Annotated in this window: 16 protein-coding genes; 12 read left to right on the top strand and 4 right to left on the bottom strand. The window is 62.3% G+C overall.

Features of this window, described 5'->3' with window-relative positions; all coding sequences use genetic code 11:
• Nucleotides 1-87: 87 nt before the first annotated feature.
• From ilvD to metG, 8 genes are all read left to right on the top strand, one after another.
• Nucleotides 88-1809, top strand: a complete 1722-nt coding sequence (gene ilvD, locus ACIQTW_RS02805) for a dihydroxy-acid dehydratase (protein WP_402933489.1) — start codon at nucleotides 88-90, stop codon at nucleotides 1807-1809.
• 294 nt (nucleotides 1810-2103) lie between these two features.
• A complete protein-coding gene (locus tag ACIQTW_RS02800; protein WP_402933487.1) occupies nucleotides 2104-4008 on the top strand; it encodes an acetolactate synthase large subunit in 1905 nt (634 codons plus the stop codon).
• 2 nt (nucleotides 4009-4010) lie between these two features.
• Nucleotides 4011-4523: an acetolactate synthase small subunit gene (ilvN, locus tag ACIQTW_RS02795; protein ID WP_011775174.1), complete on the top strand. Its 513-nt coding sequence runs from the start codon at nucleotides 4011-4013 to the stop codon at nucleotides 4521-4523.
• 66 nt (nucleotides 4524-4589) lie between these two features.
• Entirely contained in the window at nucleotides 4590-5615 is a 1026-nt protein-coding gene (ilvC, locus tag ACIQTW_RS02790; RefSeq protein ID WP_402933484.1) for a ketol-acid reductoisomerase, read from the top strand.
• Nucleotides 5616-5906: 291 nt separating this feature from the next.
• Nucleotides 5907-7502 carry a phosphoglycerate dehydrogenase gene (serA, locus tag ACIQTW_RS02785; RefSeq protein ID WP_402933483.1) on the top strand — a complete coding sequence of 532 codons (1596 nt, stop codon included), beginning with the start codon at nucleotides 5907-5909 and terminating at the stop codon, nucleotides 7500-7502.
• 208 nt (nucleotides 7503-7710) lie between these two features.
• Entirely contained in the window at nucleotides 7711-10521 is a 2811-nt protein-coding gene (locus ACIQTW_RS02780) for an FtsX-like permease family protein (RefSeq protein WP_402933480.1), read from the top strand.
• Nucleotides 10518-11273, top strand: coding sequence for an ABC transporter ATP-binding protein (locus ACIQTW_RS02775; protein ID WP_402933478.1), 756 nt, complete (start codon nucleotides 10518-10520; stop codon nucleotides 11271-11273). Before ACIQTW_RS02780 ends, ACIQTW_RS02775 begins: the two co-directional genes overlap by 4 nt.
• 34 nt (nucleotides 11274-11307) lie before the next feature.
• Nucleotides 11308-12867: a methionine--tRNA ligase gene (metG, locus tag ACIQTW_RS02770; protein ID WP_402933475.1), complete on the top strand. Its 1560-nt coding sequence runs from the start codon at nucleotides 11308-11310 to the stop codon at nucleotides 12865-12867.
• Between the two features lie 112 nt (nucleotides 12868-12979).
• On the opposite strand, the gene ACIQTW_RS02765 is transcribed toward metG, so the two are convergent.
• From ACIQTW_RS02765 to ACIQTW_RS02750, 4 genes are all read right to left on the bottom strand, one after another.
• A complete protein-coding gene (locus ACIQTW_RS02765) occupies nucleotides 12980-15445 on the bottom strand; it encodes an ABC transporter permease (RefSeq protein WP_402933472.1) in 2466 nt (821 codons plus the stop codon).
• Nucleotides 15446-15448: 3 nt separating this feature from the next.
• Complete coding sequence (locus ACIQTW_RS02760) at nucleotides 15449-16243, bottom strand: ABC transporter ATP-binding protein (protein ID WP_402933469.1); 795 nt, start codon at nucleotides 16241-16243, stop codon at nucleotides 15449-15451.
• Nucleotides 16244-16331: 88 nt separating this feature from the next.
• Nucleotides 16332-17045, bottom strand: coding sequence for a response regulator (locus tag ACIQTW_RS02755; RefSeq protein ID WP_402933466.1), 714 nt, complete (start codon nucleotides 17043-17045; stop codon nucleotides 16332-16334).
• Nucleotides 17046-17048: 3 nt separating this feature from the next.
• On the bottom strand, nucleotides 17049-18176 hold the full coding sequence (locus tag ACIQTW_RS02750; protein ID WP_402936187.1) for a sensor histidine kinase: 1128 nt from the start codon (nucleotides 18174-18176) through the stop codon (nucleotides 17049-17051).
• 192 nt (nucleotides 18177-18368) lie between these two features.
• On the opposite strand from ACIQTW_RS02750, the gene ACIQTW_RS02745 reads away from it, so the two are divergent.
• The 4 genes from ACIQTW_RS02745 (at nucleotide 18369) to ACIQTW_RS02730 (ending at nucleotide 22547) form a co-directional block, all read left to right on the top strand.
• The gene (locus ACIQTW_RS02745; protein ID WP_402933463.1) at nucleotides 18369-19421 is read left to right on the top strand and encodes a 3-isopropylmalate dehydrogenase; all 1053 of its coding nucleotides are present in this window, start codon (nucleotides 18369-18371) and stop codon (nucleotides 19419-19421) included.
• Nucleotides 19422-19541: 120 nt separating this feature from the next.
• The gene (locus ACIQTW_RS02740) at nucleotides 19542-20654 is read left to right on the top strand and encodes a branched-chain amino acid aminotransferase (RefSeq protein WP_402933461.1); all 1113 of its coding nucleotides are present in this window, start codon (nucleotides 19542-19544) and stop codon (nucleotides 20652-20654) included.
• A 295-nt stretch (nucleotides 20655-20949) separates the two neighbouring features.
• Nucleotides 20950-21747, top strand: coding sequence for an MBL fold metallo-hydrolase (locus tag ACIQTW_RS02735; protein ID WP_402933458.1), 798 nt, complete (start codon nucleotides 20950-20952; stop codon nucleotides 21745-21747).
• 23 nt (nucleotides 21748-21770) lie between these two features.
• Entirely contained in the window at nucleotides 21771-22547 is a 777-nt protein-coding gene (locus ACIQTW_RS02730) for a fumarylacetoacetate hydrolase family protein (RefSeq protein ID WP_011775161.1), read from the top strand.
• Nucleotides 22548-22568 lie beyond the last annotated feature (21 nt).

The following is a 22568-nucleotide window of genomic DNA, read 5'->3' as shown; positions in this document are numbered from 1 at the left end:
GCCGGAAAATCGCAACATTCGGCAGTTTGGGCTTAACCCTGCGTGCGGCAACGTTCGCAGCCGCCCGGTGCACATAGACTTTGGACCATGAGTGACACCACCCGAATTGCGACAGACAATACGCCGGACATCAAACCACGCAGCCGGGTGGTGACCGACGGCATTCACGCGGCGCCCGCCCGTGGCATGTTCCGTGCTGTGGGCATGGGCGACGACGACTTCGCCAAGCCCCAAATTGGTGTTGCCAGTTCGTGGAACGAAATTACGCCCTGCAACCTTTCCTTGAACCGCCTGGCGCAAGGTGCCAAGGAAGGCGTCCACGCCGGTGGTGGCTTCCCGATGCAGTTCGGCACTATCTCGGTCTCGGACGGTATTTCCATGGGCCACGAGGGCATGCACTTTTCCCTGGTTTCCCGTGAGGTCATCGCCGATTCCGTGGAAACTGTGATGCAGGCCGAGCGCATCGACGGCTCCGTGCTCCTGGCCGGCTGTGACAAGTCCCTTCCGGGCATGCTCATGGCTGCTGCCCGCCTGGACCTCGCGTCGGTGTTCCTTTATGCGGGCTCCATCATGCCGGGCTGGGTCAAGCTGGAGGACGGCTCGGAGAAGGAAGTCACCCTCATTGATGCCTTCGAGGCCGTGGGTGCCTGTGCCGCCGGCAAAATGAGCATGGAAGATCTTACCCGCATTGAAAAAGCCATCTGTCCCGGCGAAGGTGCCTGTGGCGGCATGTACACGGCCAACACCATGGCCTGCATCGGCGAGGCTTTGGGTATGTCCCTTCCTGGTTCAGCCGCCCCGCCGTCGGCAGACCGCCGTCGTGATGATTTCGCCCGCAAGTCCGGCGAAGCGGTAGTAAACCTGCTGCGCTTGGGCATCACGGCCCGGGACATCATGACCAAAAAGGCGTTCGAGAACGCCATCGCCGTCACCATGGCCTTTGGTGGTTCCACCAACGCTGTACTGCACTTGCTGGCGATTGCCCGCGAAGCCGAAGTCGAGCTGACCCTGGACGATTTCAACCGCATCGGCGACAAAATCCCGCACTTGGGGGACCTTAAGCCCTTTGGGCGCTACGTTATGACCGACGTGGACAAGATCGGCGGCGTACCGGTCATCATGAAGGCGCTGCTCGATGCCGGACTGCTGCATGGTGACTGCCTCACCGTTACTGGCAAGACCCTTGCCGAAAACCTCGCCTCGATCAACCCGCCGGACCTTGATGGCAAGATCCTCCGCGCCTTGGACAACCCCATCCACAAAACCGGTGGCATCACCATCCTTCACGGTTCCATGGCCCCCGAAGGCGCCGTTGTGAAGAGTGCCGGCTTCGATGCTGACGTCTTCGAAGGAACTGCACGTGTCTTCGAGCGCGAGCAGGGCGCCCTCAGTGCGTTGGACAACGGCGAAATCAACAAAGGTGACGTCGTGGTCATCCGCTATGAAGGCCCCAAGGGCGGCCCCGGAATGCGCGAGATGTTGGCCATTACCGGAGCCATCAAGGGTGCAGGCCTTGGCAAGGATGTCCTGCTGCTTACCGATGGCCGCTTCTCCGGAGGCACAACGGGCCTGTGTATCGGCCACGTTGCGCCGGAAGCCGTCGACGGCGGGCCCATCGCCTTCGTGAAGGACGGCGACCGCATCCGCGTGGATATCGCTGCCCGGTCCTTCGACCTCCTGGTGGACGAAGCCGAGCTGGAGGCCCGCAAGCAGGGCTGGGAGCCGCTGCCAGCCAAATTCACCAAGGGTGTGCTTGCCAAGTACGCCAAGCTTGTCCACAGTGCCTCCACGGGGGCGTACTGCGGGTAGTTCCTGCTTTGGACTTCGGCTGCCGAGAGGCGGCCGGAGTCCGGCAGGCGGACATTGCTGTCCAAATAGTGAGATACGATAGTGGTCAATTGACACGTATCTCACTTTGAGGGAACACTGAACGCATGATCACATTCGTTACCGTCGGCATCGTCGTCCTTACCAAGCGCGTGGCTTAGCCCGACTGGTAACGAACCGTCACGCGCAAACCCCTCGAAGAGCCGGAAGGCTGAGGGGTTTTTTTATTCCCCGAAGCAAGACCCACCTATTGAAGATCCACTAAGGAAGAGTCCGATGAGCAAAGGATCGCCGATCAGCCCCTCGCTGATGGCTGCAAAGTCCGCTGGAGCCCACAAAGCTCCGGAAAAGGTCGACCGTACGGCTGAGTCCGTCGTCGTCGACGCTGCTGCACCTCTCTCTCCTGTACTTGGGCCGAACACCGTTGTACCCCCAACGGTGATGTCCGGCTCGCAAGCAATTGTCCGTTCGCTCGAAGAACTCGGCGTGGACGATATTTTCGGTTTGCCCGGTGGCGCGATCCTGCCCACCTACGACCCCTTGATGGCCTCCAGCATGAATCACATCCTGGTCCGTCACGAACAGGGAGCCGGCCACGCCGCGCAAGGCTACGCCATGGTTACCGGACGGGTTGGCGTTTGCATCGCCACCTCGGGACCCGGTGCCACCAACCTCGTTACCGCCATCATGGATGCCCACATGGATTCCGTGCCGATGGTGGCCATCACCGGCCAGGTCTCCAGCGGAGTCATCGGCACCGATGCCTTCCAGGAAGCGGACATCGTGGGTATCACGATGCCCATTACCAAGCACTCGTTCCTGGTGACCGACCCCAACGACATCCCGCATGTCATGGCAGAGGCTTTCCACCTCGCGTCCACTGGCCGCCCCGGCCCCGTCCTGGTGGACATCGCCAAAGACGCCCAGGTTGGCCAGATGACTTTCTCTTGGCCGCCGAAGGTGGATTTGCCGGGCTACCGCCCTGTAGTGCGTGGCCACAACAAGCAGGTCCGCGAAGCTGCAAAGCTGATCGCTGCCGCCAGCAAGCCGGTCCTCTATGTGGGAGGCGGCGTGGTCAAGGGCCATGCCTCCGCAGAGCTCATGGAGCTCGCGCTGGCTACCGGCGCTCCCGTGGTCACCACCTTGATGGCACGCGGCGCGTTCCCTGATTCGCATCCGCAGCATGTTGGCATGCCCGGCATGCATGGCTCTGTCTCCGCCGTGACCGCGCTTCAGCAGGCCGACCTCCTGATTACCCTCGGTGCGAGGTTCGATGACCGTGTTACCGGCGTGCTGAAGACCTTTGCCCCCTTTGCCAAGGTCATCCACGCTGACATCGATCCTGCGGAAATTTCCAAGAACCGCACCGCCGATGTCCCGATCGTTGGCTCGGTTAAGGAAATCATTCCCGAACTCACCGAGGCCGTGAAGACGCAGTTCGAATTGAGCGGGACCCCGGACCTGGACTCGTGGTGGGCCTTCCTGGGCAACCTTCGCGACACGTACCCACTGGGATGGACCGAGCCCGAGGACGGGCTCACCGCCCCGCAGCGCGTGATCAAGCGCATCGGCGAGCTCACGGGTCCCGAAGGTATCTACGTAGCCGGTGTGGGCCAGCACCAGATGTGGGCCGCCCAGTTCATCAAGTACGAACGGCCTCACGCCTGGCTGAACTCCGGTGGCGCAGGAACCATGGGATACTCGGTTCCGGCTGCCATGGGTGCCAAGGTCGGTGAACCGGACCGCGTGGTCTGGGCCATCGACGGTGACGGCTGTTTCCAAATGACCAATCAGGAGCTGGCCACCTGCGCCATCAACAACATCCCGATCAAGGTCGCCATCATCAACAACTCCTCGTTGGGCATGGTCCGCCAATGGCAGACGCTGTTCTACGAGGGCCGCTATTCGAACACGGATCTGAACACAGGCCACGACACCATCCGGATTCCGGACTTCGTGAAACTGGCCGATGCCTACGGTTGCGCTGCACTGCGTTGTGAGCGCGACGAAGACATCGATGCCACCATCCAGAAGGCACTCGAAATCAATGACCGTCCCGTGGTCATCGACTTCGTGGTCAGCCCCAACTCGATGGTGTGGCCGATGGTGCCTTCGGGCGTCAGCAACGACCAGATCCAGGTTGCCCGCAACATGACCCCGGAATGGGAAGAGGAGGACTAGGCATGAGCCGTCACACACTGTCCGTTCTGGTAGAAGACAAGCCCGGCGTGCTGACCCGCGTGGCCAGCCTCTTCGCCCGGCGCGCGTTCAACATCAATTCCCTGGCTGTGGGACCCACCGAGGTTCCTGGCATGTCCCGCATGACGGTTGTCGTCGACGCCGACGGCGACCTCATCGAGCAGGTCACCAAGCAGCTCAACAAGTTGGTCAACGTCATTAAGATTGTTGAGCTGACTTCTGAATCTTCCGTACAACGTGACCACATCCTGGTCAAAGTACGTGCGGATGCCGCGACACGTCTGCAGGTTACCCAGGCTGCAGACCTGTTCCGTGCCGCCGTCGTCGACGTGTCCACAGACTCGTTGGTGATTGAGGCAACCGGTACCCCCGAGAAGCTTGCTGCGCTGCTTTCAGTGCTCGAGCCGTTCGGCATCCGTGAAATCGTGCAGTCCGGCACCTTGGCCGTTGGACGGGGATCCCGCTCCATGAGTGACAGGGCGCTGCGCTCCGCGTGAGCGTTGCGTCCAGTACCGCAGCACCACTATCAATATCTAAGAAACCACTCAAGAGGAGTTACGCAAGTGACTGAAATGTTCTACGACGACGACGCAGACCTGTCGATCATCCAGGGCCGCAAGGTAGCCATCGTTGGCTACGGCTCCCAGGGCCACGCCCACGCACTTAACCTGCGCGATTCCGGCGTCGATGTTGTTATCGCGCTGAAGGACGGCTCCAAGTCGGCCGCCAAGGCACAGGACGCAGGCTTCACTGTCAAGAACGTTGCGGACGCCGCCGAATGGGCAGACGTCATCATGATCCTGGCACCGGACCAGCACCAGCGCTCCATCTACAACGACTCCATCAAGGACAAGCTGACCGAGGGCAAGGCACTGGCCTTCGCCCACGGCTTCAACATCCGTTTCGGCTACATCGAAGCTCCGGCAGGCGTTGACGTCATCCTGATCGCCCCGAAGGCTCCGGGCCACACCGTGCGCCGCGAATTCGAAGCCGGCCGCGGTATCCCGGACATCATCGCTGTTGAGCAGGACGCAACCGGTTCTGCTTGGGACCTGGCGAAGTCCTACGCCAAGGCCATCGGCGGAACCCGCGCCGGCGTCATCAAGACCACCTTCACGGAAGAGACCGAGACCGACCTCTTCGGCGAACAGTCCGTTCTCTGTGGCGGCGTTTCCCAGCTCGTCCAGTACGGCTTCGAAACCCTGACCGAAGCCGGCTACCAGCCGCAGATCGCCTACTTCGAGGTTCTCCACGAGCTCAAGCTCATCGTTGACCTCATGTGGGAAGGCGGCATTGCCAAGCAGCGCTGGAGCGTCTCCGACACCGCAGAGTACGGCGACTACGTCTCCGGCCCGCGCGTCATCACCCCCGAGGTGAAGGAAAACATGAAGGCTGTCCTCGCTGACATCCAGAGCGGTGCTTTCGCCAAGCGCTTCATCGACGATCAGGACAACGGTGGCACCGAGTTCAAGGAACTGCGTGCCAAAGCAGAGCAGCACCCGATCGAAGAGGTCGGCCGCGAACTGCGTTCCCTGTTCTCCTGGCAGCAGCAGGACGCTGACTACGTTGAAGGTTCCGCAGCACGCTGATCCTTCGGTGCCGGCCTAAACAGCCGGCGCACTACGACGCCCGTCCGGACAACATAGCCGGGCGGGCGTCGTCGTTTCTCCACCGACACCATTTTCTCCAGTGAATTGCCCAGCCTCTTGGGCTGTGAACTTCTTCACAACAGCTACCGGTCCGGCCGTAACATCCCTCCCCGGCACCGGAAACCCCGCCCGGATTCGATATTCTGGGCTGGTCCCGGCGCCGCGCCCCGGGCCACGCATCCGCTCCTTGTCCAGTTCTGTCCAAAGTTGTCCAAAGTAAGGTGCCACCCCGTGTCAGTCAGCAAACCCATTGTCCTCCTCGCCGAGGAACTTTCGCCCGCCACAGTCGAGGCATTGGGCCCGGACTTTGAAATCCGACAGACCGACGGCGCCGACCGTTCCCAGTTGCTGTCCGCCATTGCCGACGTCGACGCCATCCTGGTGCGTTCGGCCACCCAGGTGGATGCCGAAGCCATCGCTGCGGCCAAGAACCTCAAGGTCATCGCCCGCGCCGGCGTGGGGCTGGACAACGTTGACATCAAGTCCGCAACCCAAGCGGGCGTCATGGTGGTCAACGCCCCGACGTCCAACATCGTTTCTGCCGCAGAGCTCACTGTGGGCCACATCCTTAGCCTCGCCCGCCACATCCCGCAGGCCAGCTCTGCGCTGAAGAACGGCGAGTGGAAGCGCTCAAAGTACACCGGCATTGAACTATTCGAGAAGAAGATCGGAATCATCGGCCTTGGCCGTATCGGTGCACTGGTGGCGGCACGCCTGCAGGGATTCGAAACCGAAATCCTCGCCTATGACCCCTACATCACGGCTGCACGCGCAGCCCAGTTGGGCGTCAAGCTTGTCACCCTGGATGAACTGCTGGAAAACGCCGACTTCGTCACCATCCACATGCCCAAGACACCGGAGACGGTAGGCATGCTGGGTGCTGACGCCTTCCGGAAGATGAAGGAATCAGCGTATGTCATCAACGTGGCACGTGGTGGCCTGGTGGACGAGGAAGCGCTGTACACCGCTCTGAAAGAGGGCCAGATCGCCGGCGCCGGCGTGGACGTCTTCGTCAAGGAACCCAGCACCGACCTTCCGTTCTTCGAGCTCGATAACGTAGTTGTCACCCCGCACCTCGGTGCCTCCACGGATGAGGCTCAGGAGAAGGCCGGCGTGTCAGTGGCCAAGTCGGTTCGCCTTGCCCTTGCAGGCGAACTGGTGCCCGACGCCGTAAACGTTGCCGGGGGCGTCATCGCTCCGGATGTTCGTCCGGGTATCCCGCTGATCGAAAAGCTGGGCCGGATCTTCACGGCGCTAACCCACGCGTCCCTGACCCAGATCGACGTAGAGGTGGCCGGCGAAATTGCCGCGCTGGACGTCAAGGTACTCGAACTGGCCGCGCTGAAGGGCGTCTTCGCTGATGTGGTCACGGAGCAGGTCTCCTACGTGAATGCTCCGGTAATCGCTGAACAGCGCGGCATCAACACCCGTCTGATCACCACCCCGGACGCCGAGGACTACCGCAATGTCCTGACCATCCGTGGTGCCCTCAGCGATGGTTCGCAGATCTCCGTTGCCGGTACCCTCACGGGTCCCAAGCAGGTGGAGAAGCTCGTAGGCGTCAACGGATACGACGTCGAAATTCCCATCAGTGAGCACCTGGTTGTTGTGGCCTACGCGGACCGTCCGGGTGTGATTGGCACCATCGGACACATTCTTGGCATGAACAACATCAACATCGGCGGGATGCAGGTTGCCCGCCAGACCGAAGGCGGCCAGGTTCTCGCGCTCCTGACCATCGACAGTTCTGTTCCGCAGCAGGTGCTCGAAGCCATCAAGGCCGGTATCGGCGCAGAGATGGTTCGCGAAGTGGACCTGGAGGACTAGCACCGATCTTCATCAGCCAGGTTCGCGTGCCGGCGACACACCTGGCACGCAGGAGTGGCCGGTCTGCTTACAATGGCTGGGTCCGGGATTCGGACCCGGCAGCAGGCCGGCCACAACTTTTTGCACATACAGCCCGGTCTTCCTCTGTGTCTTTTGAGGAATCACGGTGCGTGTGTGCGCGCCCGCAATCAAGGTCTCAGGGAGCCCAATGAACGCCGTCCAAAGGTTCATCAGAAGCCGTGTGCTGCTGCTGACCGCGGCCATTTTGATCGTCGCCATGTGCTTGTCCGTCCTCGTCCAGAGCCAGTCGCAGGCGGCTCTGAACAGGACAGTGGACGAGAACTCGCGGGGACTCTACGACATCCTGGTCCAGGCAAAGCCTGACCAATCACAAGATGGCGACGGCGGTGCATTGATTCAGCCGGAAATCGCCAACGGCCAAGGCGGCATTAGCTTTGAGCAGCTGGAGAAGATCCGGACCATGGGCCAAACGGCCGTGGCCGCACCCATCAGCCTGGTCTCGCGTGTATCGCAGAACCTTGAAGCTCCGCGCCTCAACGCCATGGACTACCTGGGCTACAACGCGGGCCTTGCCGGCGCAGTGACTGCCGGGGATCCATCCGCCATGGATGCCAGCAAGTGGCCTGCAGCGGAATCGGTACTGCCTGATTCCCCCAAGAAGTACCGCCTGACCGCCTCGGCCACGAGTTCGGACGGAGCTAGCGAGAAAACCCTTTTCAAGACCAGCGCTGAAGGCACCTTGGGCAAGGGCCGACTGATCCAGGAACAGACGGCAGGTGGCACCAACGTTCGGATCGCCGGCCCCGAGGGCGAGACAGGCGTTAAGTTCCCGGCCCCGGCCCTGGGCTCGGAGCACAACCTTTTTAATCTCTCCGTTGCGCTTCCCTTGGCGCCTGAGGTGACAGAGTCCGTCGTCGCCGTCGACCCTGCCGCTGAGCGTGCGCTGCTGGGCTCGGCAGGAGACTTCCTGGCACCCTTGGAGAAGGCTCCTCCGGCGGACGCCCGTGACGCGGGCGCCATCGGACGCCACTTCGAGAGTCTCTTCACCACCGGCCTCAGCATGGACCAGTTGGAAGAAGGCCCTGATTTCCTGGGCGTCAAGCTCAAGCACTGGGCGCCGCTGATGACGCAGTACCAGCAGGCCAAGCGCGACGGCCTGTTGACTGAAGATTCCAAAGCCATTCCGCTGATTGTCCGTTCAGGCACATCCCTTGACCTGCAGTACTCGGTGAAGATCGAGGAACTTGACGCAAGCGGCAAGGTAGTCAACGAAGTGGGCACTGTAACGCGTTCCCTGGACAAGGACTACCTTCCGTTCGTGTCCAAGTCCCCGTTCGCCCTCGAATGGCCCGGATCCACCGATCACAGCAAATTGCTGGGCAGCACGGCCTCCTTCAGCCAGGGTTTGTACAACCCGGCCACGTGGAGCACCGCATTTGCCGCAGCACCTCAGTACAAGGACGGCGACGAAGCCTCCAACGGCGCGTCGGACAAGAGCGCCACACCGGGGGACTGGGTAACGGTGAACCGCCTGCCGGAGAAGTCGTCCTTCGGGGCCCCCGTAGACCAGACCCAGCGTAAGCCCGTTGACGAGCGCTCCTACCGGGAAGACCTGGAAACAGGCAAGAAGCCGGCCACGCCGCTGCCCATGGTGTACGGAACCTTCGACCCTGCCGCGGTGAAGTCAGCTGCCGGGGATGTCAATAAGCTGCCCCTGGGCGGGTACGATCCCACGCCGATGACTCTCACCAAGGACTCTGAGGGCAAAGAGGTTGAGGGCACGGAACTGAAGCCATCGCTGAGTGCTACAGGTTTGGTCAGCCAGTCCGCCGGCGCCATCACCGACTATTACGGTCTGGCAGCCGCACGTGGTTACGACACCAATGCGGACGTCATCGACGCTATCCGTGTCAAGGCGTCAGCAACCGGAAACTGGAAGACGGCACAGCCCGAGGTTGAGAAGTTGGCCACCCAGATCCGCGAGCTCGGCCTGGAGGCTACCGTCGTGGCTGGTTCCGCACGTGAAGATGCCAATATCTTTGTCCCCGGCTACAGCAAGGACGACGCCGGCAAGGAATCACCCCTGGGCACCGTGCAGCAGTCGTGGGTGCGCCAGGATGCGGCCGATGCCGTGTCGGGCTCCCTTACCGGAACCAACATCACCCTTCTTTTCCTCACGCTGCTTGGTGCAACTCTCCTGACAGGCGCTTCCACAGTCAGCTACATCCGACAACGCCGAAGCGAAGCCGGAATCCTCCGCGCCATGGGTTGGACCCAGAAACGGATCCGCTCCTGGGTCCTGGAAGAATTCGCTGTGGGAGCTGCAGCCCTCGCAGCAGCGGGAATCATCCTCAGCTTGCTGAGCTGGAACATTGCCACCGTGATCGTCTCGGTCACGATGCTGGTCATCTACAGCGCTGCCGCCTTGCTCGCCGCGCAGCAGCTGCGCCACCGCGTGGTGATTGATCAGGAACCGCAGCACGACGAACGCCTGGTGACCGTTGACTCGCCCCTGACGTTCGCCAACAGGCAGCTCACCACCAACCGCTTCAACTCCATCTCCCTGGCTGTGGCTGTGGGTGTGTTCGGCGCCGCAGTCGGTGCCCTGATCGCCCTCCTGATCGACATTCCCCGAGCAGCAGGCGCCAGCGCTTTGAGTGGTCTGGCCGCTGCCAGCATCGCCTTGCCGAGCGTCATCCTCGCTGTGTTCGGTGTGGTTGTTGGCCTCCTCCTGACCTTGGTCACTGGTCGCTTCGAACTGCATGCCAAACGGGAGTACCTCGGTACTTTGCGTGCCATGGGCTGGAACCCGGACATGCTTGGCCAGGTCCGCTTCTTCGAAAACGCACTTGTGGGCACAGTGGCACTTCCCTTGGGTGTCCTTGGTGCCCTGGGGCTGGGACTGCTCCTGGCTCCCTACGCGGCTCTTTGGGCCGGTCTGGCCGGTCTGCTGGCCGTAATTTGCTGGATTCCGATTGCAACGAAAGTAGTCAAATGACTGACAACCTCAACCCCGAGCTGAAGGCCACCCCGGAATCCGCGGACGAGTCGCTGCAGACCCGTGCCAACACCATCGTGAGGGCCACGGACCATGCAACTCCTTTGGAACTGAGCCGGGTCACCATTCATTACGGTGGCGACAAGGGCGGTGCCGAGGAAGTGGACGTCGTTGACGACTTCAACCTCACCCTTCACGCCGGCGAGATGCACTGCGTCGCCGGACGAAGTGGTTCCGGTAAGACCAGCATCCTGACGGTGAGCGCAGGACTGACGCTTCCGACGTCGGGCAAGGTCTTCTGGGAAGGCCAGCCGCTGGACACTATGGGCGACGACGAGATCGCGGACCGCCGACGGGCCCTGATTGGTTACGTGGATCAAGGCGGCGCCTTGATCGATGGCATGAGCGCCTTGGAGAACGTCCTGCTCCCCGCCGTACCCGATGGCGAAGTGGAACAGCGTACGGAGATGGCGAAAGACCTCCTGGACCTGGTGGGCCTCGGACGCCGTATGCGCCACCGTCCGGCGCAGCTGTCCGGTGGTGAACGCCAGCGTGTCGCCATTGCCCGTGCGCTGATTCTGGGCACCCGTGTTCTGGTGGTGGACGAGCCTACGGCCAGCCTTGACCGTGCAGCGGCCAACCGCATCATCGGCATTCTCAAGGACACCACCAGTGATGGCATTGCCGTTCTGGTTGCCTCCCACGACCATGAGTTGGTCCGGCTCAGCGATACGCTGACCGAACTTAACTAAGCTATTTCATCCCAAAAAAAGGTAACTTCTTAGAGTGACGTCTCCAGAGAAATCCCCGTTCTACATCACCACCGCAATCAGCTACCCCAATGGTGTGCCCCACATCGGCCACGCCTATGAGGTCATCGCGACTGATGCCATGGCGCGATTCAAGCGCCTTGACGGCCATGAGGTGTTCTTCATGACCGGAACGGACGAGCACGGACTCAAGATGCAGCAGTCCGCCGAGAAGGAAGGCATCACAGCCAAGCAGCTCGCGGACCGCAACTCGGCCGCCTTCAAACAGATGAGCCAGGACTTGGGGATTTCCCACGACCGCTTCATCCGCACCACGGATAAGGACCACTACACGGCTTCCCAGGCAATCTGGAAGAAAATGGAAGCCAACGGTGATATCTACCTGTCCAAGTACGAGGGCTGGTACTCCGTCCGCGACGAGGCATACTACGTCGAGGATGACACCGTTGTGAAGGATGACGGGCTCCGCTACTCCAAGGAGACGGACACCCTTGTCACTTGGACTGCCGAGGAAAGCTACTTCTTCCGGCTCTCCAACTACCAGGACAAACTCCTTGCCCTGTATGAGGAACAGCCTGAATTCGGGGCGCCGCAGTCCCGCTTCAATGAGGTCATCAGCTTTGTGCGGCGTGGTCTGGAGGACCTGTCCATCAGTCGCACGACCTTTGACTGGGGCGTCCCGGTCCCGGGCGACGAGAAGCACGTCATGTACGTCTGGGTTGACGCGCTCACCAACTACCTGACCGGCGTCGGCTACCCGGACATCGAGTCGGAATCCTTCAAGAAGTTCTGGCCCGCAGACGTCCATGTCATCGGCAAGGACATCTCACGCTTCCACGCCATCTACTGGCCCGCGTTCCTCATGAGCGCAGGGCTGGAACTGCCTAATCGCGTCATGATTCATGGCTTCCTCACCAATAACGGTGTGAAGATGTCAAAGTCCTTGGGGAACGTTGTGGCACCCCAGGATTTCGTGGCGCAGTACGGCCTGGACCAGTGCCGCTACTTTTTCCTCCGTGAAGTTCCGTTCGGGGCGGATGGCAACTACAACCACGAAGCGATCGTGGGTCGCATGAACTCGGACCTGGCCAACAACTTCGGCAACCTCGCCCAGCGTTCGCTGTCCATGGTCGCGAAAAACTGCGAAGGCAAGGTTCCCGTTCCAGGCGCGTTGTCACCTGAGGACAGCGCCTTGCTGGCCCAGGCGGGCGAATTGTTGGGCACTGCACGTGCTGCCTTCGATAAGCAGGAATTCAGCAGGGCCCTCGAGGCGATCTGGACTGTCCTCGGCGACACCAACGCCTACTTCGCGGAGCAGGCTCCGTGGGTGCTGCGCAAAACCGATCCGGTACGTATGAACACGGTCCTGTACGTCACCTTGGAGGTTGTCCGCATCGTGGCGATCCTCGCCCAGCCGGTCATGCCGTCGTCGTCCGCGAAGCTCCTTGAGGTGCTCGGGCAGCCTGAAGGCGAGTCGCGTCAGTTCGCCGCCGTCGCCACCCCGATTGTTGCCGGCACGCAATTGCCCGCACCGACGCCGGTTTTCCCGCGCTACGAAGAACCTGCCGAGGCATAGGCCCGCTTTCACATAAGAGCCATAAACACGAAACGCTCTCTCACTTCCTTCCGGTCCGTCCGGGAAAGTGAGAGAGCGTTTCCTGTTACAGGGCGACGATGTGGGAGAGGGTCTAGGCCGTGGCCAGTCCCTCCACCGGTGACAAGCGTGCCGCGCGCCGCGCAGGGACCACCGAAGCCAGGAGGCCGGCCACCACGGCGACCCCAAAGACAGCCGCCAACTGGAGCCACGGCACGGCCGGAACAACAGTGGCGACACCTCCCAGGCTTGCCTGCGCGCCGAGCCAGCCATAAACGATGCCCAAACCGGCCCCCATGATCGCAGCCACCCCGGCGACGAGCACGGCCTCGATGGCCAGCATGCCGCGGAGTTGACCCCGGGTCAGCCCCAGGGCACGGAGCAGCGAGTTCTCGCGCGTCCGTTCAAGGACCGAAAGCGACAATGTGTTGGCCACACCGATCAACGCGATCACTACCGCGACGCCAAGGAGCCCTGTGACTACCAGCAACAGGACATCGATGATGCTGTTGAAGGTCACCCGCTCAATCGCGGCACCGCTGACGGTGCGCTCATGTACGCCCAACTCTGCCGCGATCTCCTTTTGGATGGCCTGAACACGGTCCGCGGCTACGGAATCGTCCAGTTTCACCCACACCATGCCGGGCGTTTGGGGCAACGTACCGGCGGAGATGCTGGAGCTTTCCACGAAGGCAGGCACGTGGCGGGTACGCAGCACTATGGCATCGAGCGAAACGGTGCCGGCCGCCGTCGTGATGCTTGCCGGGCCTTCGGGGGAGTCCTCAGGCAGGTAAACGGTGCCCGTGGACGGCTTCAGGTGGTTATCACGAACCACGGATGCGGCGTCGGCGGCGGAGAGACCATAGATGGTCATGCCGGCGTCGGGCGTCGCATTGTCATTCATCGTTCCCACTGGCTGCAACAGCACCGCAGCGCTGACGCCGTCGAGCGCTTTGATCCGGGATACAGCCTGGGCGGGATCGTTCGCGTCCACTGCGGTCTGCGCGGACAGGTCCACCGGGTAGTTTTCTGCCAGGGTGTCGTTGAAGGCGTGCCTGGAGGTAGCCGCTCCGGTCATCATGAGGGAAACCAAGGTGACGCCGATCAGCAGCGCGGCGGCAGTAGCGGAGGTACGGGCAGGGTTTCGCATGGCATTGACCGCGGCAAGCTTGCCGGGAACACCCGCTGGTGCGGCCAGCCGGCCGGCCAAGGCCACCACGGAGGGGATGAACAGGGTGGAGCACAGCAGAATGCCCACAAACGAGACAGCACCACCGAGCAAAGCCACCAACAAGGAAACAGTCATGCTGCCGTACACCAGCAGGGCTGTTCCGCCCAGCAGGGCCACCAGGCCCAGGACAAGGCGGACCTGGCCACGGCGGTTGCTCACTGCGGCGTCGTCGGCGGGGCGGAGGGCGGCAAGTGGTGCGACGGCGGTGGCCGCTTTCGCGGGCACCAGCGCAGCGACTACGGTCAGTAGCGTTCCAGCCACCAAGCCGGCAATGATGGCCGACGGCGGCACCGCCAACGTAGCGAAGGCCTGCTCGGGCTGGGACTTGGCCCACGCGATCAATCCGGTCATCAGTCCTGTGGCAGCGAGGACACCCAACACTGAAGAGATGAAGCCAACCACGACGGCCTCCAGCATGACCGACCCGCGGATCTGTGCCCGGCCGGCGCCCAAGCATCGGAGCAACGCCAACTCCCTGGTCCGCTGAGCCACAAGGACGGAAAACGTGTTGGCCACCACCAGGGTGGAAACAAGGATGGCCACTCCTGCGAAGGCGAGAAGCACAACGGTCAGCTGGTCCTGGCCCGCACTGAGCATGGCCACGGTGGAGGTGACCTTCTCCTGTGCCGTTTCCAGCACGGGCGCAACAGCACCTGCCGATTCCATACGGTGTGCGATGTAGTCCTTGGCGGCGGTGTCGTCTTCGCCGGGCTTGAGTGCGAACTGTAGCCCGGAGTACCCGGCGCCCGCGTCCTGGACCGCATTCAATACCGACTCAGAAGCCACCAGCTGGGAAGCCGACGACGTGAAGGGATCATTGGTTGCCTTGGTCAGGCCCGAGATAGTCACTTTTGCAGTCTTGACGGGTCCTGCACCGCGCAACTCCAAAGTGCTGCCGACTGTGAGGCCCAGATGATCGGCCGTCTTGACGTCAACGACGACTTCCGAGGCACTCGATGGCATGGACCCGGAGGAAAGCACTGCACCCTCCAGGGAAGACGGCGCCGCATTGCGCAGCCGGCCGTATTGTTCACCGCCGCCAGCCTCGAACGTTACGTAGGTGGAGCGCTCGGCATAGCTGTCCTGCACGGCAGGCGAGGAAACCGCCGCGTCCACCGCTGCCTGGGTGAACGGCTCCCCGTTCTTGGACGTAGCCACAACATCGGCGTTGCGATACGCCTCGCCGATGCTCGCGCCCAATGATGCATTGGTGCTCGCGCCCACCATTAGCGTGGACGAGAGGAACATGACGGACAACATGACGGCAAGCCCGATAGCGAGGAAACGCCGGAAGTGGGTGGTTAACTGGGAAAGGGCAACACGCAACATGCTTCAGGCCCCCAGCTTGCCGAGGGCAGCGAGCACAGTGTCGGCAGTGGGATCGTGGATCTCGCCCACCAGGCCTCCGTCGCTCATCAGCACCACGCGGTCCGCGTAGCTCGCTGCCACGGGATCGTGGGTGACCATGATGATGGTTTGCCCCATCTCCTGGCTGCTCCTGCGCAGCAACGCCAGCACTTCACCGCCCGCCCGTGAGTCCAGGTTTCCGGTGGGTTCATCGCCGAAGACGACATCGGGACGCGTCAGCAACGCCCGGGCTACAGCCACGCGCTGCTGTTGGCCGCCCGAGAGCTCATGGGGCCGGTGCTTCAAACGGTCCTTGAGCCCAAGCGTTGTGACAACCGTGTCCAGCCACCCGGCGTCGGCGGTGGTTCCGGCCAAAGCGAGCGGAAGTGTGATGTTCTGCTCGGCGGTCAAAGTGGGCACCAGGTTGAACGCCTGGAAAACGAAGCCGATCCGCTCCCGGCGCAGAGCGGTGAGCTGACGGTCATTGAGCCCCGTCAATTCGGTGCCGCCCAGCAGAATTCGTCCGGAATCGGCCGTGTCCAAGCCGGCAAGGCAGTGCATCAAGGTGGACTTGCCGGAGCCGGATGGTCCCATGATGGCAGTGAACCTACCCGCGTCAAAGCTCACTGACACTTTGTTCAAGGCAGTGACGGTGGTGTCAGCACGGCCATAGCTCTTAGTTAGCTCATGCGCCTCCACGGCGGGACGGGCCTGGGCGTTTTCCGAGCCTGCGGGTCGATCGGTTCCTGACGGGTGGGGGAGAGGCGTGAATGTTGTCATGGTTCCACGCTATGTTTCCGGCCCGCCCTGCCGGATCGGGCTGCAGGCCCATTCTCCGGGAGGCTTGCTCATACCGTGGTCTGAGTTGCTAGGTACCCGGGGCTACAACGCCGGTCTCATAGGCGATGACCACCACCTGGACGCGGTCCCGTGCGCCAAGCTTGGCCAGGATGTGCCCCACGTGGGTCTTTACCGTGGCCTCGGATAGAAACAGCCCCGCAGCGATTTCCGGGTTTGATTGTCCCTGCGCGATCAGCTGGAACACCTCGCGCTCGCGGGTTGTCAGGCGCTCGACGGCGGCAGCATGTTCAGTCTGCTCCGGCGTCTGCGTCCGCAGGAGTGGCGCCACGTGGTCAAGCAAGCGTCGCGTGGTGGAAGGTGCGATCACGGCGTCCCCGCGGTAAACAGTGCGTATGGCCTCGAGCAATTCCTCCGGCGGTGCATCCTTCAGGAGGAATCCACTGGCACCGGCTTGGATGGCAGCTAGAGCGTACTCGTCAAGGTCAAAGGTGGTGAGGACCACGATTTTGACATCTGCCCGCTGTGAACCGACGGGCTGTACCGCTGCCTGTTCGAGGATGCGACGGGTGGCTTCAATCCCGTCCATCCCTGGCATGCGAACATCCATCAGGACCACGTCGGCAGCGGTGGCGCTCAGGGCTTGGACCGCCTCGATCCCATTGCCGGCCTCAGCAACTACTTCAAGGTCCGGCTGCGAATTGATGAGCATGCCAAAACCCGATCGGACCAACTGCTGGTCATCAACGAGAGCCACCCGGATGGGTGTTGGAACGTCAGGCATGGATCAGGCCTCCGAATACGGGATAAATGCGGACACGCGGAAACCGCCGCCCTGTTCAGGTCCCGCGGTCAAGGAACCATCGTAGAGGGAGACGCGCTCACCCATTCCCAAGAGTCCGTTACCGCCCCCTGCCGTGGGGGGATCGGCAGCGGCTCCCCGGCCGTCGTCGATGATGTCCAGCTGCAGGCCGCGGGCCTGCCACGTCAGGCTGACACTCGCCGTCGCCTTCGGTCCTGCGTGTTTCATCACGTTGGTCAAGGCTTCCTGGATGATTCGATAAGCCGTGAGTTCCGCGCCGGCTGGTAGGGCCCTGCGAGGCACACCGGTCTGTTCGAAAGCCACCTGCAGTGTGGCGGCGCGGAAGCCGAGCAGGAGTTCGTCCAAGTCGGAAAGCCGGGGTTGAGGGCGCGTAGGTGAGTCGTCGTCGGAGCGGAGGACGCCCAGCAGTCTTCGCATCTCGCCCAGCGAGTCACGGCCCGTGGCCGCAATTGTGGCCAATGCCTCGGTTGCGAGTTCGGGTTTGGCGGCCGCCGCATAACGGGCTCCGTCGGCCTGGGTGATGATGACGGACAGCGAATGCGCCACGATGTCGTGCATTTCCCGGGCAATGTGGGATCGTTCGTCGGCGGCCGCCAGCTTGCGCTCCTGCATCTGCTCCACTTCAAGCCTTCGCGTGCGGTCTTCAAGAGCCTGAAGCTGTAACCGGCGTACGCGTGTGAGGTCGCCCAGCGTCCAGCTCACCAGCACGAGCATCCATATCAGGACGGTATAGAGCGCACCGATGGTGAGGCCCAGGATGCCGGACTCAGCGGTGGTTGAAAAGAGCCGGGTAGTGAGCATGACCCCACCCAGCAGTCCGGCCAAAAGAACCGTCCGACTCGCCCACGCTGGGCCATAAGCAGCCGTCGCGTAGATGACAAGGGGGACGGCTATCTGTCCGGCTACGGGTTCGGCACCCACCGCCCACTGGATAAGGCACACAATGATGACGACGCCGGCCGCCACTGCCGGGCGAGTGCGTCGCCATGCGAGGGGAAGCAGGAGGCTGCAGGACAAAAGGAACAGCCAAGGCCGGTCCGCCACCAGATAAACGGGACCGAAGAGGAGGATAAGGAGGCACGTGGCCGTCATATCAACTTTGAAGCGGTTGATCCGGAACCATTCGTATATCTCGTGCCTTCTATCCACGCTATGACTCTATGTGCTCGCTCGCCGCGGGGGCATCATGCCGTGGTCTGAGTCCCACCCGGGCTGCAGTAGGGGCAGTGTTCGAAGAGTGAGACGATTTTGACCAGCATGTGGATTGCTTGGCTAGATAGAGCTATGAGTGCAACGTCCATCAATCTCGCTGTCATCCCTGGCGACGGCATTGGCCCTGAGGTCATCGCCGAAGCCGTCAAGGTCCTCGAAAAGGCTGTCGCCGCCGAAGGCGTTGCCCTCGAGCTGACCAACTACAAGCTTGGCGCCCAGCACTGGCTTGAGACCGGCGAGACCCTCCCGGACGCGGTCTTGGAAGACCTCCGCACGCGTGACGCCATCCTCTTCGGAGCAGTGGGCGCAGCTCCGGGAGATACCCGCATCCCTTCCGGAATTATCGAACGCGAGATGCTGCTCAAGCTCCGCTTCAGCCTGGACCACTACGTGAACCTGCGCCCGTCCCGCTTGTACGGCACCGTCGGCAGCCCCCTGGCAAACCCCGGCGCCATAGATTTCATCGTGGTCCGCGAAGGCACCGAAGGTCCGTATGTGGGAAACGGTGGCACCCTGCGCGGCGGAACACCACACGAAGTGGCCACGGAAGTTTCCCTCAACACAGCTCACGGTGTGGAGCGCGTCGTCCGCGATGCCTTCCGCCGCGCCAACGAGCGTCCGCGCAAGCACGTCACGCTCGTCCACAAGCACAATGTTCTGGTCTTCGCCGGCCACTTGTGGAAGCGCACAGTCGAGGCCGTAGCCCGGGAATTCCCCGAGGTTACCCACGACTACCTCCACATTGATGCCGCCACCATCTTCATGGTCACTGACCCCTCCCGCTTTGATGTCATCGTCACCGACAACCTGTTCGGCGACATCCTCACCGACCTCGCCGCTGCCGTCACTGGCGGCATCGGCCTGGCGGCATCAGGCAACATCAACATGGACCGCACCGCACCGTCCATGTTCGAGCCCGTCCACGGCTCAGCCCCGGACATCGCCGGACAGCAGAAAGCCGATCCCACCGCGGCCATCCTCTCCGCGGTGCTCCTCCTGGACCACCTTGGCTACACCACGGCGGCCCGCAAGATCGAAGCGGCTGTAGTCGCCGACGTCGAAAGCCGCACCGGTGAGCCACGCAGCACGGCTGCTATTGGCGATGCCATTGCGGCCGCACTTTAGGCCCATTTCTCAGGCGTAAGCTTGTGTTGAATTATTTACCTGCTTCCCTGGTCCATCGCTGAACCACACCCTTTTTTGGGGCCCGGTTCGCCCTGCCAGGTAGCTGACTGTGGAGGAAACATGACTCAGACTGCCCATGGCGTCGAATTCAGCCAGCAGCTTTCGGATACCCCGAAGTCTGCTGAGGAGCGTGCAGCCGTCCTGGCGAACCCGGGCTTCGGCGACTACTTCACCGACCACACCGCCGTCGTCGACTACAAAGTTGACGCCGATGGCAATGGTGGTTGGCAGAATGCCAGGATCGAGCCTTACGGACCCATCTCCCTGGACCCCTCGGCTGCTGTCCTGCATTACGGCCAGGAGATCTTCGAGGGCCTGAAGGCCTACCGTCACGCTGATGGTTCGGTTTGGACTTTCCGGCCCGAGGCCAACGCCGCGCGCTTGAACAAGTCCGCGCGTCGCCTTGCCCTCCCGGAGTTGCCCGAGGAGTACTTCCTGGGCGCCATCCGCGAACTGGTGCAGGCGGACAAGGAATGGGTTCCTTCCGGTGACGGTGAAGCCCTTTACCTGCGCCCGTTCATGATCGCCACGGAGGCGTTCCTGGGTGTGCGTGCTGCCCGTGAAGTGTCCTTCCGCGTCATTGCTTCTCCTGCCGGGAACTACTTCGGCGGCGAGCTCAAGCCCGTGTCCATCTGGATCTCCCGCGAATACGCCCGTGCCGGTCGTGGCGGTACTGGTGCTGCCAAGTGCGGCGGCAACTACGCAGCTTCCCTGATCGCTCAGCAGGAAGCCGAAGCGAACGGGTGCAAGCAGGTCCTTTTCCTGGACCACTTCAATGACGACGCCGTGGAAGAACTCGGCGGCATGAATGTCTTCTTCGTCATGAAGGACGGCTCCCTGGTCACTCCCGCCTTGAGCGGCACCATCCTCGAAGGCGTTACCCGCATGTCTGTTATCCAGGTGGCCAAGGACATGGGCCGAGAGGTGACCGAGCGCAAGATCACCCTGGACGAGTGGCGCGACGGCGTTGCCTCCGGTGAGATCACCGAGGTCTTCGCTTGCGGCACTGCAGCTGTGATCACGCCGATCGGTGTGCTCAAGGACGCTACCGAATTCATCGGCTCCGAGGACGCGAAGGCCGGGGAAACCACCATGGCTATCCGCCGGCAGCTCCTGGGCATCCAGACCGGAACTGTCGAGGACGCCCACGGCTGGCTGACCCGCCTGGTTTAAGTTTTCGGTTCAACAGAACGCACGACGGCGGCCCTTCCACTTGGCAACAAGCGGAAGGGCCGCCGTTCTGCTTCCTCGGACGCTCTATCACCTCCCTCGGGTTTGGGGCGGACGCTCTATCAGGTCCCTCGGGTTTGAGCCCTACGCTCTTTCACCGTCCGAGGGGAGGCTGTCGAGTGGCGACGACGGTGGGGGTGTGAGTGAGGGTTGGTGGGAAGGGCTTGGGGTGTGAGTGAGGGTTGGTGGGAAGGGCTTGGGGTGTGAGTGAGGGTTGGTTCAATGCCAAGATGGGACAGTGACTTCAGAATCAACGGCGACTTCCAATGGCAGTTCCCTGCAGCGCAGCAGCGAACTCACCCGCTTCCGATTGGCACCCAACCCCGGCCCAATGAGCCTGGACGGCACTAACTCGTACGTCATCGGCGCCCCGGGATCCCGTTATGTGGCGGTGGTAGACCCGGGCCCTGAAGACGAACAACATTTGGCTGAGTTGGCAGCGGCAGGTGTTGTGGATGTAGTTCTCATTACGCACCGGCACGCGGATCACACTGAGGCGTCGGCACGTTTTCACCAGATTACCGGGGCGCCTGTCCGTGCTGCATTACCGAAGCATTGCCACGGCGGCGAGCCGCTGATGGACGGCGAAGTCGTGACGGCGGGCGGCGTGGAAATCCGCGTAGTGGCCACCCCGGGTCATACATCGGACTCCGTCTGCTTCCATCTCCCGGATGACGGCCCCAGCGGATCCGTTCTCACCGGCGACACGATTCTGGGCCGTGGAACTACTGTGTTGGACTATCCGGATGGCCGGTTGGGCGACTATCTTGCAAGCTTGGACCGGCTGGAAGCGATAGGACCCGCAACACTGTTGCCCGCACACGGCCCTGTACTCCCGGCCCTGGACGAAAAGTGCCGTGAGTACCGTGATCATCGTGAGCAGCGCCTCGATCAAATCCGGACGGCGTTGAAACACCTCGGTACGGGTGCATCCATCGCTGCGGTTACGGATGCCGTTTATCCCGACGTCGACCCTTCCGTGAGGTGGGCGGCAGAGACTTCCGTTGCGGCCCAGTTGGATTACCTCCGAAGCTGAACCCGGACTGTAGGCTTGAGCCCATGCGTATCGCCCGGTTTGTAGTTGATTCTGATCCCCTTTACGGCGTTGTTGAAGGCGAGCCCGGCAGTGAAGAAATCACTGTCATCAACGGTGACCCCTTCTTCAACGGCGTCGAACGTACCCATGTGAAGCACAAGCTGGAGGACGTGCGGCTCCTCGCCCCGATCATTCCCCGCAGCAAAGTCATTGGCGTCGGCCGGAACTTCGCGGAGCACGCCGCCGAGCTCGGTAACGAGGTTCCCCAGCAACCGCTGCTCTTCCTGAAGCCCAACACTTCGGTGATCGGCCCGAACGATCCCATCATCCTTCCCGAGTTCTCCGAGGAAGTTTCCTTCGAAGCCGAGCTCTGCGTAGTCATCGGCCGGATCTGCAAGGACGTTCCCGAGGACCGGGCGGACGATGTGATCTTCGGCTATACCTGCGGCAACGACCTCACCGCCCGCGACGTCCAGAAGACCGATCTTCAGTGGGCACGGGCCAAGGGGTTTGATACCTCCGCGCCGCTGGGTCCGTGGATCGAAACCGAGCTCGACCATGAGGACCTCTCCATCCAGGGACGGCTCAACGGCGAACTCCGCCAGGATGGCAGCACCAACCAGATGATCCGCGGTGTACGCGAGCTCGTCTCGATCGTTTCGCACGCGTTCACCTTGCTTCCGGGTGACGTCATCATGACCGGCACCCCTGCCGGCGTCGGCCTGGTCAGCGAAGGCGACCGCTTTGAAGTGGAGATCGAAGGCATCGGCCGGCTCTCCAACCCGGTGGTTCGCCGCTAGGCTCCCAGCCATGCCTTGGAC

Source organism: Paenarthrobacter sp. NPDC090517 (assembly GCF_044769165.1).
GTDB lineage: Bacteria > Actinomycetota > Actinomycetes > Actinomycetales > Micrococcaceae > Arthrobacter.
Note: the sequence above shows the minus strand (reverse complement) of the source record. Positions and strands in the feature narration are given on the sequence as shown.